At 64.5% G+C, this 14,039-nt stretch carries 12 protein-coding genes and 1 pseudogene; 8 read left to right on the top strand and 5 right to left on the bottom strand.

The features are described 5' to 3' along the window. Window positions 1–75: 75 nt before the first annotated feature. The 4 genes from parE (at window position 76) to G8O24_RS30260 (ending at window position 4,642) form a co-directional block, all read left to right on the top strand. Window positions 76–2,124: a DNA topoisomerase IV subunit B gene (parE, locus tag G8O24_RS30275; RefSeq protein WP_188105786.1), complete on the top strand. Its 2,049-nt coding sequence runs from the start codon at window positions 76–78 to the stop codon at window positions 2,122–2,124. 430 nt (window positions 2,125–2,554) lie between these two features. Beyond that, window positions 2,555–3,343 (top strand): outer membrane protein, encoded by a 789-nt coding sequence (locus G8O24_RS30270; RefSeq protein ID WP_188105784.1) that lies wholly within the window; start codon window positions 2,555–2,557, stop codon window positions 3,341–3,343. A 322-nt stretch (window positions 3,344–3,665) separates the two neighbouring features. Continuing rightward, entirely contained in the window at window positions 3,666–3,851 is a 186-nt protein-coding gene (locus G8O24_RS30265; RefSeq protein ID WP_027557870.1) for a hypothetical protein, read from the top strand. 20 nt (window positions 3,852–3,871) lie between these two features. After that, a complete protein-coding gene (locus G8O24_RS30260; RefSeq protein ID WP_188105783.1) occupies window positions 3,872–4,642 on the top strand; it encodes an SDR family NAD(P)-dependent oxidoreductase in 771 nt (256 codons plus the stop codon). Window positions 4,643–4,733: 91 nt separating this feature from the next. Here G8O24_RS30260 and G8O24_RS30255 read toward each other — a convergent pair whose 3' ends face one another. The 3 genes from G8O24_RS30255 to G8O24_RS30245 all read right to left on the bottom strand — a co-directional run bounded on the left by G8O24_RS30255 (window position 4,734) and on the right by G8O24_RS30245 (window position 8,544). Then, window positions 4,734–5,501 carry an outer membrane protein gene (locus G8O24_RS30255; protein ID WP_188105781.1) on the bottom strand — a complete coding sequence of 256 codons (768 nt, stop codon included), beginning with the start codon at window positions 5,499–5,501 and terminating at the stop codon, window positions 4,734–4,736. Between the two features lie 178 nt (window positions 5,502–5,679). Then, complete coding sequence (locus G8O24_RS30250) at window positions 5,680–6,936, bottom strand: FAD-dependent oxidoreductase (RefSeq protein WP_188105780.1); 1,257 nt, start codon at window positions 6,934–6,936, stop codon at window positions 5,680–5,682. An 84-nt stretch (window positions 6,937–7,020) separates the two neighbouring features. Further along, on the bottom strand, window positions 7,021–8,544 hold the full coding sequence (locus G8O24_RS30245) for a caspase family protein (RefSeq protein ID WP_188105778.1): 1,524 nt from the start codon (window positions 8,542–8,544) through the stop codon (window positions 7,021–7,023). Between the two features lie 186 nt (window positions 8,545–8,730). Here G8O24_RS30245 and G8O24_RS30240 point away from each other — a divergent pair, with 186 nt between their 5' ends. From G8O24_RS30240 to fabA, 4 genes are all read left to right on the top strand, one after another. Beyond that, window positions 8,731–9,693, top strand: coding sequence for a helix-turn-helix transcriptional regulator (locus G8O24_RS30240; RefSeq protein ID WP_188105777.1), 963 nt, complete (start codon window positions 8,731–8,733; stop codon window positions 9,691–9,693). Window positions 9,694–9,974: 281 nt separating this feature from the next. Then, complete coding sequence (locus tag G8O24_RS30235; protein WP_188105775.1) at window positions 9,975–11,471, top strand: DEAD/DEAH box helicase; 1,497 nt, start codon at window positions 9,975–9,977, stop codon at window positions 11,469–11,471. A 129-nt stretch (window positions 11,472–11,600) separates the two neighbouring features. Further along, entirely contained in the window at window positions 11,601–12,668 is a 1,068-nt protein-coding gene (locus tag G8O24_RS30230) for a GGDEF domain-containing protein (RefSeq protein WP_188105773.1), read from the top strand. Window positions 12,669–12,753: 85 nt separating this feature from the next. Continuing rightward, complete coding sequence (gene fabA, locus G8O24_RS30225) at window positions 12,754–13,284, top strand: bifunctional 3-hydroxydecanoyl-ACP dehydratase/trans-2-decenoyl-ACP isomerase (RefSeq protein WP_188105771.1); 531 nt, start codon at window positions 12,754–12,756, stop codon at window positions 13,282–13,284. A 56-nt stretch (window positions 13,285–13,340) separates the two neighbouring features. Here the strand turns inward: fabA and G8O24_RS30220 are convergent, their stop codons facing one another. Further along, a complete protein-coding gene (locus tag G8O24_RS30220) occupies window positions 13,341–13,784 on the bottom strand; it encodes a TfoX/Sxy family protein (RefSeq protein ID WP_188105769.1) in 444 nt (147 codons plus the stop codon). Between the two features lie 183 nt (window positions 13,785–13,967). After that, window positions 13,968–14,039 (bottom strand): annotated as a pseudogene (locus G8O24_RS44505) (Fe-S cluster assembly scaffold SufA); the annotation flags it as partial.

The following is a 14,039-nucleotide window of genomic DNA, read 5'->3' as shown; positions in this document are numbered from 1 at the left end:
CTTTCCGGGCTGGCCGTGGCATAGTCAGCCCAACCGATTCGCCGCCTGCGCGGCCCTCAAAACACATCAAGATATATGTCCAAGCAGTTGAAAACAAAAGCCAAAGACGATTTGTTCGAAGGCAACGAGCCGAAGGGACGCGCCAGCACCGCGAAGGCCGCTCCGCGCGCCAGCGGCGGCGAGGCCGATTACACGGCCGCCGACATTGAAGTCCTCGAGGGCCTGGAACCGGTGCGGCGCCGGCCCGGCATGTATATCGGCGGCACCGACGAAAAGGCGCTGCATCACCTGTTCGCCGAAGTCATCGACAACTCCATGGACGAGGCGCTGGCGGGGCACGCGACCTTCATCGGCGTCGAGCTCAGCGCCGACGGGTTCCTCACCGTCACCGACAACGGCCGCGGCATCCCTGTGGACCCGCATCCGAAGTTCCCGAAGAAGTCGGCGCTTGAAGTCATCATGTGCACGCTGCATTCGGGCGGCAAGTTCGACAGCAAGGTCTACGAGACCTCGGGCGGTCTGCACGGCGTCGGCATCTCGGTGGTGAACGCCCTCTCCTCGCGGCTCGAGGTCGAGGTCGCGCGCAGCCAGAAGCTCTACCGCATGTCGTTCGAGCGCGGGCACCCGAAGGGCAAGCTCGAGGATCTCGGCAAGATCAACAACCGCCGCGGCACGCGCGTGCGCTTCAAGCCCGACACCGACATCTTCGGGCCCAAGGCCGCGTTCAAGCCGCAGCGCCTGTTCAAGATGACGCGCTCGAAGGCCTATCTGTTCGGCGGCGTCGAGATCCGCTGGAACTGTGCGCCCGAGCTGCTCAAGGGCGTCGAGGACGTGCCGGCGGAAGCGACCTTCCACTTCCCCGGCGGCCTCAAGGATTACCTGGCGGCCGCGATCCACGCCGACACGCTGGTGCACCCTGATATCTTCTCCGGCAAGTCGGGCCGCAACGGCGCACACGGCGCCTGCGAATGGGCGGTGGCCTGGACCGCCGACGCCGACGGCTTCCTCTCCTCCTACACCAACACCGTGCCGACGCCCGATGGCGGCACGCATGAATCGGGATTGCGCAGCGCTCTGCTACGCGGCCTGAAGGATCACGCCGAGCGCGTCGGCCAGGGCAAGCGCGCATCGTCCATCACCTCGGAAGACGTCATGGTTGGCGCCGCGGTGATGCTCTCGGTGTTCGTGCGCGAGCCTGAATTCCAGGGCCAGACCAAGGATCGTCTCGCCACGGCGGAGGCGCAGCGCATCGTCGAACAGGCGATGAAGGATCCGTTCGACCATTGGCTCTCGGGCAATCCGAACATGGCCAACCGGCTGCTCGACTTCGTCATCGACCGCGCCGAAGAGCGGCTGCGGCGGCGGCAGGAGAAAGAGACCGCGCGGAAAACCGCCGGCAAGAAGTTGCGCCTGCCCGGCAAGCTCGCCGACTGCACCGATGCCGGTACGGAAGGCTCCGAACTCTTCATCGTCGAGGGCGACTCGGCCGGCGGCAGCGCCAAGCAGGCGCGCGACCGCAAGACGCAAGCCGTGCTGCCCTTGCGCGGCAAGATCCTCAACGTCGCCTCCGCCGGCAAGGACAAGCTGACCGCGAACGCGCAGCTCTCCGATCTCGTGCAGGCGATCGGCTGCGGCCAGCTCGCCCAGTATCGCGAAGAGGATCTGCGCTACCAGCGCATCATCATCATGACCGACGCCGACGTCGACGGCGCCCACATCGCGTCGCTCCTGATCACCTTCTTCTACCGGCAGATGCCGCGCCTGATCGACGAGGGGCACCTCTTCCTGGCGGTGCCGCCGCTCTACAAGCTGACCCACGGCACCAAATCGGTCTATGCGCGCGACGACAAGCACAAGGACGAACTGATCAGAAGCGCGTTCAACGCCAACGCCAAGGTCGAGGTGAACCGCTTCAAAGGTCTCGGCGAGATGATGCCGGCGCAGCTGAAGGAAACCACCATGGACCCGGCCAAGCGGACGCTGCTCAAGGTGGTGCTGCTTGCCGACGATCGCGACACGACGGCCGATTCGGTGGAACGCCTGATGGGCACCAAGGCCGAGGCACGCTTTGCCTTCATCTCCGACAAGGCCGAATTCGCCAGCGACGAGCTGCTCGACGTCTGACGCGGCGTTTTCCGCTCAAAAGCCCCGGCCCGCGGCCGGGGCTTTTTGTTTCTGGCGACAGCGATAGTCCTGTCCGACCATTTTACCGGTAGCGAACGACGCCAGAAGAAGCGACTCGGTCAGCGACTCACAGGGTGCCCCGCAAGAGCCCTGACCTGAGGCAGAATTGCCTCCATTTCGAACAAGGGCGAATTCCTAACGAAAACCTACCGCGCAGATACAGTCGTAAAAATCACTCAACAGCCTGAAAGTACGGCGCTTTTTTGAATTCATCGCGACCAGCTCCGGGAACCTTTCCGTGGGGTGTTTTCCGGCGACTGTGCCTGCCCTGCAACAGCATTTCGGCGAGAACCGTCTATAGTCCGGGCATCAGATCACACGGACTTCAGTGCGCTCGCGCCTGCTAAGAACCAAGGTTGGGGATTTCATCATGAAGAAGATTGTACTGGCTCTGACCGCGGTTGCCGCGATGACCGGTTCGGCCTCGGCGGCCGACCTCGCGGCTCGCCCCTACGTGAAGGCTCCGATTGCCGCTCCGGTTGCCAACTGGACCGGCTTCTACATCTTCGGCGGTGGCGGCGGCGGCCTCTCGAATGCCGACCAGCACGTTCAGACCACTGTCGGCGCGGTCCCGCTCACCATCGACCAGCGCCAGGGTGGCTCGGGCTGGTTCGGCACCGTCGGTCTCGGCTACGACTGGCAGTTCAACAGCACCTGGGTCGCCGGCGTGTTCGCTGACGGTCAGTTCGGCAGCATCCGCGCCACCATCCAGGACCCGACCGTCGCTGGCGGCCTCACTGGCAGCCAGAAGCTGGAAGACTCCTGGGCCGCTGGTGTCCGCCTCGGCTGGCTGGTCGCTCCGAACGTTCTCTCCTATGTCAACGGCGGTTACTCCGGCGCTCACTTCGGCCAGACCAACTTCCTGACCCTGGCTGGCGCTCCGGCCGGCATCCACCTCAACAGCTACAACCGCAACGGCTGGTTCGTCGGCGGCGGCGTCGAGAACAGCCTGAACATCTTCGGCATCACTTCGCCCGGCTGGTTCATGAAGACCGAATATCGTTCGGCCTTCTACAACGCCAAGACTTCGAACGAGCTGTTCGACGGTACCAACGCTCTCGTCGGTCGCGACATCCGCGCCAACAGCTGGAACCAGACGATCTCGACCTCGCTGGTCTACCGCTTCAACTGGACCGGTCCGGTCGTCGCGAAGTACTGATCTGAACGAAAGTCTAGACGTCAAAGCCCCGGCTTCGCCGGGGCTTTTTCGTTGCGCGGTGCTGTTGCCGCCGGTGCACGGCCATGCCCTCGCCTAGAGCCTTTTCCGTTCCGATTGAATCGGAACGGGGCTCTAGATTCTTGTTTGACGCGTTTTCTTAACGCGAACCGGTAGCCACTTCGCTCGAAAACGCTCTAGCCCGCATCCGCTGCCCATTGTCTCCGAACCGAAGCTACGGCTAGTCTGGCGGGAAGTTTTCGTAGGCCACGGCAATCGTTTATGCCGTGAGCCGCGACAGAATCAGACCGACAGGGAGGAATGCATGCGCAGATTTCTGCTTGTCGCAGGCCTGTTTGCCCTCGCCGTCGGGCTGCTCTGGATCGGACAGGGCACGGGCACGGTTCCCTGGCCGCGATCGAGCTTCATGGTCAACCAGCTGCAATGGGCCGGCTATGGCGCCGCCATGGCCGGCTTCGGGCTGGTCCTGATCTGGCAGAGCAACCAATAGAAGAAACCAGGACGTACAGCATGACATCCAACCGGTTCGATCTCCGCGGCAAGGTCGCGATCGTCACAGGAGGCAATGGCGGCATCGGGCTCGGATTGGCCCACGGGCTCGCCGACGCCGGCGCCGATATCGCCGTGGTCGGACGCAACGAAACCAAGTCGGCCGCGGCCGTCGCCGACCTGAGGGCGCGCGGGGTGAAGGCGATATCGGTCACCACCGACGTGACCGACAAGGCGCAGGTCGCGGCGATGATCGACCGCGTCGTCGGCGAGTTCGGCCGGATCGACATCCTGATCAACAATGCCGGCATGAGCATCCGCAAGCCGCCGCACGAGCTCGAGCTCGACGAGTGGAACAAGGTGATCGACACCAACCTCACCAGCGCCTTCGTTTGCTCCAAGCTCGCCTATCCGCACCTGAAAGCATCGGGCAACGGCAAGGTGATCAACATCGGCTCGATGATGTCGATCTTCGGCGCCAGCTTCGCGACCGCCTATGCGGCGAGCAAGGGCGGCATCGTGCAGTACACGCGCGCCTGCGCCAATGCGTGGGCGCCTGACAACATCCAGGTCAATGCCATCCTGCCCGGCTGGATCGACACTGATCTCACCCGCGGCGCACGCAAGCAGGTCTCGGGCCTGCACGAGCGCGTGCTGGCGCGCACGCCCGCCGGGCGGTGGGGCGACATCGACGATTTCGCCGGCATCGCCGTGTTCCTCGCCTCGCCGGCATCGCACTTCGTCACGGGCACCGCGATCCCCGTCGACGGCGGTTTCTCGATCATGGCTTGAGCCATCATCGCGCGACACGCAAAAAAGAAGCCCCGGACGAAGCCGGGGCTTTTAATTTGGTCGTGATCTTTTTTTGTCGGTCGTTTGTTGCTCAGTAGCGCGCGATCACAGGCGCGTCGAACTTGTAGCTGGCCCGGACCACAGCCCATTGGATGTCGCGCGGCTTGGCATCGAAGGTGTAATTGCCGGACGTGCCGCCAAGCTGATAGGTCTGGCTGCCGAACGCGGCGTAATTGTATTCGAGGCCGACGATCCAGTTGCGGGTGATGCCGTATTCCCAACCGGCGCCCACGGTCCAGCCATTGGCCCAATGAGTCTGCCCGCCCGAGCCTTGAGCAACGCCAACGGTGTCAGTGACGCTCAGACGGTTGTTCACGCCGGCATAGCCGCCCTTGATGTAGAACAGGTTGTTCTGCACGGCGAAGCCGGCGCGGCCGACGACGGTCGCGAGCACGTTCGCACGCCAGGTGAAGACGTCATCGCCTGCACCGAACGCGTTGTTGACGACGGTGCCCTTGTTGTCGAGGCCGGAGATCGTGCCCTCCATGCCGAACACGTAATTGTTGGCCTGCCAGTTGTAGCCGATCTGGGCGCCGCCCATGACGCCGGAATTGCGCTGACGATAGCCCTGGCCCGGCGTCAGATCGCCGAACGGCGCGCCGGTCCCGTTGTTGATGAACTGCTCGTTGGTCCAGGCGCCGCCGATATGGCCGCCGACATAGAAGCCGGTCCAGTTGAACAGCGGCTCGACATAGGCCGGAGCCTTCGTATAGCGCGCACCGAGATCGGCGGCGGACGCAGCGCCGGTCGAAACCAGAGCCGTCGTGCAGGCGAAGGCGGCAATCAATTTGTTACGCATGGTACACCCCGTGTCCTTTGATGGGCGCACGCTCACACGCAGTTCTTACTCAAATTTGAATCAAGAAAGTTAAGGCGCCGGATTGGCCATGGCGGCTTTTGAATCCGCGCGCGCTGTTGCATGGGCGCAACGCAATCCGCTCGATTTAACGCCACGTTATCCCTACCAAATCCCTGTCCTAGGAGAGCGGCGCGGCTTTCGAAAGCACGTGCTCGGGCCGCACGCCGATGGCGATGAAGCGCGCCGGAATGCCCTGGAGCCATGGCAGCGCCGAGATCAGGCGCAGGATCAGCGGGATCTTGAGCGGCCGATCGCCGCCCTTCAATGCGGCCTTGATGATGTTGTTTTGCACGACCACCTGCATGGCCTGGGTCATCCGCACCGGAAACTCGCGACGCCGTCTTACCGCATCGAGCTCGTCCTCGGACGGACAGCCGCGCGCCAGCGTCTCCGCGAGCAGGTTGGCGGTCGCGACAGCATCCTGGATGGCGAGGTTGACGCCGACGCCGCCGACCGGCGACATCGCATGCGCGGCATCGCCGATGAGAAGCAGGCCGGGCCGCGTCCAACGCTTCAGGCGGTTGATCGCGACCGTCAGCAATTTGACATCGTCGAAGCTCTTGACGTCGGCAATGCCGCGTTTGAGCACCGGCGCCATCCGCACGACATCGTCGAGCAGCGCCGGCAGGCCCCTCGCCTTCACCGTATCGTACTGCCCCTTCGCGATGACATAGGCGCATTGCCAATAGTCGCCGCGATCGAAGGTCACCATCATCTTGCCCGGCTCGACCCGGGCGAACAAATTCTCGGTCTCGTCGGGCGTTCGCCCGGCGCGGAACCACAGTATGTCCATTGGCGCGCCGATCTCCTCGGCGCTGAGGCCGGCGCGCTCGCGCAGCGTCGAGTGCCGGCCGTCGCAGGCGATGGTGAGATCGGCCTCGATGTCGAGGATGCCGTCGGGAGTCCTGGCGCGCACGCCGGCGATGGTCTCGCCGTTGCGGATCAGGTCGACCGCCTCGGTCTTCATGAGCACCTCGAGCGAGCCGAAGCGCGTGCCGGCCTCGCGCAGGAAGTTCAGAAAATCCCATTGCGGCATGAAGGCGATGAAGGGGTACTTGGTCTTCAGCCGGCTGAGATCGGCGATCCGCACCTTGGTGCCGCCGATCAGGCCGTCCATGGTCTGCAGGCGCTGATGCGGCAGCTTCAGGAAGCCGTCGATGAGACCGAGCTCGTCCATCACCTGCAGCGTCGAGGGATGCACGGTATCGCCGCGAAAGTCGCGGAAGAAATCGGCATGCTTCTCCAGCACCACGACCTCGATGCCGGCCCGTCCCAAGAGATAACCGAGCATCATGCCCGCAGGTCCGCCGCCGACGATGCAGCAGCGGACTTTCATGGAACGCGAGGGAGATTGTCGAGGCGTGGTTGCATCCATGATCTGGCCTCCCGGCGCTTCAATCTAGCAAGAGATTGTAACGCCCGGCCGCGTCGAAGGCTCAGTTCGATCGAGAAGATCCGTTCAATTGTTGCTGCGGTTCGAGGTACGGAAAGTCTTGATTTCCGAGACGCTGCCGTCCCGATAGGTGAGCTCGACCGACATGAATTGGGTCGAGGGCGGCAGCTTCTGATAGAGCAGGCTGCGGCTGGAGTCCGCCAGGGGATCACGCATGTCGCAAGGCGGCATCTTCAGAACCTGGTTCGGCACCGCCGTGTCGATCCCGATCCGCGCCTCGCGGATGGCGCAGCGATACGAGATCAGGTGGCTGTAATACACCAGAAGGCCGTTGAACTCGCGGAACGACAGCCAGCTCGTCGAGGTCATGTCGAGGATCTTGCGATAATCGCGGATCAACGCCGCCTCGGGATCGAACTTGATCGGGAACGGCCCCTGCATGTCGCCGGACGCATCGACATAGCGGACCTCGATGGTGCCGGCCTGCGCGTCCGGCGGCAGCTCGATTGACGGGTTCGGCATCCGCTTGCGGGTGCGCGGATCGAGCGCGTCCATGAATCCGGTCTCGCGAAAATCACCGCTGCCGGCCATGCGCCAGGACACACCGAGCGTCGGATCGGCGAAGGAGAAGGTCACGCTCCAGCCGCCATTGTGCCGGGAGAAGCTCGCGATCGGCGCGTTGGTGGTCTCTTCCTTCGGCACGCGCGGAACGGAGACCGGCGGCAGGGCCGCGACCTTCTGCGGTGGCGGATCGGCCGGCCGCGCTGCAGCGGCCGCGGCGTCCTTTGCGGCACCGCTGAGGAAGACGTCGTCGACCATCTGGTCGAAATAGACGGGCACCTGCTTGTGCTTGACGGTGTCGGCCATCTCGCTGACCAGGCGGCGCGTGTGCTGCGCGACCTGCACGAGGTTTTCGCCGGGCTGGAGCAGCTCCCTGGCGAAGGTGCGCGTGAACACTGAATTCGGATTGGCATCGTCATTGGAGAGACGATCGAGCGCGGTCTGGCGCGGGCCTGCCGAGAACACCGAGAACACGCCTTCGGGCAGCTGCGTCATCGGCGCTAGGCCCCCGCCGCCGGCGACCGCGCGCGTGCCTGATCGTTCGAACGGATTGTTGCGGCAGGCGTCGAACACCAGGATCGAGGTCCGCGCCTTCTTGTTCTGGAGACGCTCGACCACGCGGTCGGCGAGGATCGAGGCATCGCGCACCAGTTCCTCCTGGCCTTCGGTCGCGGCCGGCACGTCGGTCGGCAGCAGGTAGTTCTGGCCGGCGATCTCGAAACCGTGGCCGGCGTAGAAGAAGAACGCGGTATCGCCCGGCTCGATCGCCCGGTCGAAGGCAAGCAGCGTCTCGGTGAATTGCTGACGGTTCTGGTTTTCGGCGACCATCACCTGGAAGCCGAGCTGCTTCAGCGTGTCGCCCATGGTGCGGGCGTCATTGACGGCCTTGAGGAGTTTCGGAACGTTCTTGTAGTCGTTGTTGCCGACGACGAGCGCGACGCGCTTTTCGGCATGGGCAACGCTCGCGAAACCACTGAGGCCGGCCACAAGGCCAAGCGCCGCCAGAATCCTGAACATGCGACGGATCATCGTGTCTTCCCGCTTCAAGGCTCCCCGTTGGCTCCCAGAGGGAGCCTACGCCATCGATGTGATAGTCGGTGCAGCCGCAACGGCGGTTCAACCGGCCTGCCTCGGCGGTTCCATCATCTGGCCTATGGCAGTGACCGCCGGAATCTGCTCTTTCTTGGGCGGAATTCCTGGTGACGAGGGACAGCCGTGTATCGCTGGTGCACCGACGAGGTCGAGCCGCATGACCGGTTCGACTATTGGCGCGAGGTGCGTGCCAAGGGCCTGTTCGGGGTCACGGCAGAGCTCGAGCGCGAACAGCGCGCAGATTTCTACGGGGAATTCTCGCTAGGCCAGGTCGGCAACGCCGCCCTGGTGGAGCTGAAAGCCTCCCCCTATGCGGTCGAGCGCAGTCAGAGCGACATCGGCCATGCGCCGGGTGACAGCATCTGTGTCTACCAGCAGCTCGGCGGCGGCGGCTGGTTCGGCGGCATGCGCGCCAGCGATTTCGCGATCGCCAATGGCAGCTTCGCAACCAGCCATACCGACCTGCCCTATCGTACCAGGCCGCTGGGCGTTTCAGGTTTTCATCTGCGGATTCTGAAGATTCCCGTCAGCGGCCTCGCCACCCAGGACAGACGCATGCGGGAGCTTGCGCCGAAGCCCTTCAACGATCCAGCTCTGCACGCCCTGCTCGATGCCGGTTTTGCCGATCTCGGCGAAGCCGCCGCAAATGAGGGTGCGGCTGATGCCGTTGCGCTGGTGCAGGCGCTCGGACATCTGGCGCTGATCGAGCGCGGCCTCACAAGGCCAGGCAGCCGCCGCGGTCAGGCCGCGCTCCGGACGGCGCGCCTGTCGCTGGCGCGGCGCCTGATCGGCCGTCATTTGCACGACCCTGATCTGGCGCCATCGCGGGTGGCCGACCTGCTTGGCGTCTCCGTGCGGCACCTGCATATGCTGTTCGAACTCGCCGAGCGCAGCTTCTCGCAGACCGTCACGGAAGAGCGGCTGAAGAAGAGCCGCCATTTGATGCGCGAAGCCCCGGATCGGCTGATCGCGGATATCGCCGCCGCCTGCGGTTTCGAGAGCCTGGCGACCTATTACCGGGTCTTCAACGCCGCCTACGGCATGGCGCCCGGCGACTTTCGGGAGCAGGCAGCAAGGGCGCGTTAACCCTTCGGCTGGCCACTGCAACCGAAAAGCCGAGCCGCGCCCGCTATTTGGGCAAAAACCTGAGGGTTTTTAGGACCTTCCCGCGCCTGCTCCATTGACTTTGGCCGATTCCGCCCTATGTTCCGGGTCGACGCGGTCCAGATCGAAAAGCGATTCCTGGGCCTTGCGCTTTGTTCGCGTGAGTCAGCACCCCCAGCTTCTTTGAGAGCGCGCCGTTTCGGGGTGGAACGCGACAGCCTTTTTACTCTCGATTCCGAACGGCGGTTTCGACCAGAGGCTCAATGTCCTTTTCCAATCTCGGACTATCCGAAAAAGTCCTCGCCGCAGTGGCGGCCACCGGTTACACCACCCCCACCCCCATCCAGGAACAGGCGATTCCCCACGTCCTCGCACGCAAAGACGTGCTCGGCATCGCCCAGACCGGCACCGGCAAGACCGCGGCCTTCGTGCTGCCGATGCTCACCATCCTCGAAAAGGGTCGCGCCCGCGCACGCATGCCGCGCACGCTGATCCTGGAGCCGACCCGCGAGCTCGCAGCCCAGGTGAAGGAAAACTTCGACCGCTACGGCGCCGGCCAGAAACTCAACGTCGCCCTCTTGATCGGCGGCGTCTCCTTCGGCGACCAGGATGCCAAGCTGACGCGCGGCGTCGACGTGCTGATCGCAACTCCCGGCCGCCTGCTCGACCATACCGAGCGCGGCGGCCTTCTGCTCACCGGCGTCGAGCTGCTCGTCATCGACGAGGCCGACCGCATGCTGGACATGGGCTTCATTCCTGACATCGAGCGCATCTGCAAGCTCGTCCCCTTCACGCGGCAGACCCTGTTCTTCACCGCGACCATGCCGCCGGAGATCCGGCGCATCACCGAGGCCTTCCTGCACAATCCGCAGAAGGTCGAGGTCTCCAAACCCGCCACCACCGCCGTGACCGTCACGCAGGTCCAGGTCCCCGCCGGGCGCGAGGCCCACGAGAAGCGCGAATTGCTCCGCCGTCTGCTGCGCGAGGCCAAGGACCTCAAGAACGCGATCATCTTCTGCAATCGCAAGCGCGAAGTCGCGATCGTTCACAAATCGCTGCAAAAGCACGGCTTCAGCGTCGGTGCGCTGCATGGCGACATGGACCAGTCGGCCCGCACGGCCGCACTCGAACAATTCCGCAAGGGCGAACTGCCGCTGCTCGTCGCCTCCGACGTCGCCGCCCGCGGCCTCGACATTCCCGAGGTCAGCCACGTCTTCAATTTCGACGTTCCCCACCACGCCGACGACTACGTTCATCGCATCGGCCGCACCGGCCGCGCCGGCCGCACCGGCACCGCGATCTCGATCGTCACGCCGCTCGACCAGAAGTCGATGGTGGCAATCGAGAAGCTGATCGGCCAGAGCATCCCCCGCGCCGAGGGCAACTACGACGTCCACACCGAAGCCGGCGACGCCGCCGAGCGCCCGCGCGAGCAGCACGGCCGAGAGCGTTCCCGGGGCGGACGCGGCAAGCCGCAGCGCGGCCGTGACCGCGAGCGCAGCCATGAACCGCGGGAGGCACGGGGCGAGGCACGGCATGCGGCCGAAGCCCGGCCCGCACGCGAGGCAAGGCCTCCGCGGGAAGCCAGGCCATCCTCCGAACCGCGTCACGGGGCGCGTCAGCAGGCCAATCCGTCGCACGTGCCGTCGATCGGCCGTCCCGAGCCGCGCCGCCAGCGCGAGGTCGACACCGAGCCCGGCGATCACTCGCACCTCCCGGCCTTTCTGCTCCGGCCGGTCCGCTCCCCCGCCGGAGCATGACACCGCGATACACGCGCAAGTTGAACGGCCGAACGTTTACCGACCGTTCATGATCGTCCGTTAGCCTACGAACATAATTTAAGCATTGCTGCGGTCGATGGGGGCATCGGCCGCCGTGGGGAATGTTCTGTGGTCAAAGTGCTCGATGAACACGAACGCACGTTGGCGTTCGCCGAGGTGGCGCTCGGTCAGATCCGGTCGCTGAAGCAGACCGCAATTCCCCGCAATTACGAGATCTGGTACGTCTACGCGACCGGTTACAACGCGCCGCTCAACAAGATCATCAACGAGACGCTGGCACGCAACGGCAAGCTGTCCGAAGCCGATCTCGAGCAGATCTACGACACCTACCTCTCCCACATCAAGACGACCGACCGCATCGACAAGGTGGGCGCGCGCGTCATCGGCGAGATCGACGACGTGATGAAGGTCTTGAGCGACGCGCTCGGGATGACGGGCTCTTACGATGCAAGCCTGGCGGGCGCGACCGAAAATCTCTCCTCGGCCAAGAGCGCGGCGCAGATCCAGGCAATCGTCGAGGCGCTGCTGCGCTCGACCGGCGAGATGCGCGAGACCAACAAGGCGCTCGAAGACCGGCTGACGTTGTCGAAGAACGAGATCAGCAACCTCCAGCTCAGCCTCGAGGCGATCCGCGCCGAGAGCCTCACCGATCCGCTCACCGGCCTCGGCAACCGCAAATATTTCGACCGCATGATCGGCATGGCCGTGCAGAGCGCGCTTGCAAGCGGCGAGCCGCTGTCGCTCCTGCTGTTCGACATCGACCATTTCAAGTCGTTCAACGATTCCTACGGCCATCTCACCGGCGACCAGGTGCTTCGGCTCGTCGGCCTGTCCCTCAAGCAGACCATCAAGGGCCAGGACATCACCGCGCGCTATGGCGGCGAGGAATTCGCGGTGGTGCTGCCCAACACCGGCATTCGCCAGGCCCTCACCGTCGCCGACCATATTCGCCGCGCGGTCATGGCGAAGGAATTGAAGAAGAAGTCCACCGGCGAGATCCTCGGCCGGGTCACCATTTCGGTCGGCGTCTCGCTGCTGAAAGAGGGCGACGACACCGACGCGCTGATCGAGCGCGCCGATGCTTGCCTCTACGCCGCCAAGCGCAATGGCCGCAACCGCGTGATCTGCGAGGTCGACCCGGAATACGCGGTCGAGACGCACAACCGGGTGGCGTGATGCCGGCCGCGCGATCCGGCCCGCTTGACATTGCAACCTGACGAACGACATCTTCCTCGCCAATTCGCATCGAGGACTTGTCGCCTTGCCCAATCCTCACGACTTTCACACGCCGCAACCGTCCTACAGCAGGGACGAACTGCTGAGATCGAGCGAAGGCGGGTATTTCGGCCCCGGCAACGCGCAATTGCCGGCGCCGCCGATGCTGATGATGGACCGCATCACGGAGATCAGCCTGGACGGCGGCGAGTTCGGCAAAGGCCATATCGTGGGCGAGCTCGACATCACAAAAGGCCACTGGTTCTTCGACTGCCACTATCGCAGCGACGCAGTGATGCCGCCCACGCTGGGACTCGATGCCATGTGGCAGATGGTCGGCTACTGGCTCGGCTGGTCGGGCTCGCCGGGCAAGGGCCGCGCCATCGGCGTCGGCGAGGTCGCATGCACCGGCGAAATCACGCCCAACGCACAGCGCGTGCGCTATGAGGTTGCCATGCGGATGGTCCGGCGCGGCAAGCTCGTGCTCGGCATCGCGGACGGGCGCGTGGTTGCTGATGGCGTCTGCGTGTTCGTGGCCAAGGATATGCGGGTCGGACTGACGAAGGCCGTGGATTGATCCTCTGCTATCGTGGGCAAAGGCGCGGAAGCGCCGTGCCCACGATCTCGACATGATTATTTCGACCGGTAGGCACGCTTCGCTTTGCCCTCCCGACGCGCCGTTTTCTTGGCAGCCTTCTTGGCTAAGGACTGCTTCGGCGCAACCTTCTTCGTCGCAGCTTTCTTCTTCGGCCGCTTCTTCACCTTGGCGCGCTGGGCGGCGGCGAGCGCCGCCCTTGCCCATTGCGCCAGCTCGGCGGAATCGTCGAACAAGCGCGCCGGCAGTTCCCAATAGGAATTCACCAGCACGGTCTTGGCGCGGGTGGAGTACTGGAACGGCTTTGAGCCTTCCGCCTCAAAGTCCGGGATGGTCACCTCGTCGGCGCGAAAGAACAGCCCGGCGCGCAGGGACAAAGCGAAATTGACCCCGTCGACGGAGATGCCGTGGCCGGAAAACATCTTGCGGATGGTGACGGGGCCGAAATCGGCGAACAGGTCGGTCAGGAATTCGCGGTCCATGGCCCGAGCAGCCTCCCCATCGTCGTCCCGGCGCAGGCCGGGACCCATACTCCGCGGCAGGAGTTTAGCGAAGACTGGCAGCCGCTACAGCATGGTATTGATACCGCGCATCGTCGAGAGATCTCGCGGTATGGGTCCCGGCCTGCGCCGGCACGACGGCGGTGTGATTGGAGAAAGCCGGGCCTACCCGTCGATCTTGGCCGGGCGCAGCTCGACCGATTCGCCGCAGCCGCAGGCGGAGATCTGGTTGGGGTT

Origin of the sequence: Bradyrhizobium campsiandrae, assembly GCF_014529705.1 — a bacterium.
GTDB lineage: Bacteria > Pseudomonadota > Alphaproteobacteria > Rhizobiales > Xanthobacteraceae > Bradyrhizobium > Bradyrhizobium campsiandrae.
This window is presented reverse-complemented; position numbering and strand designations above follow the sequence as displayed.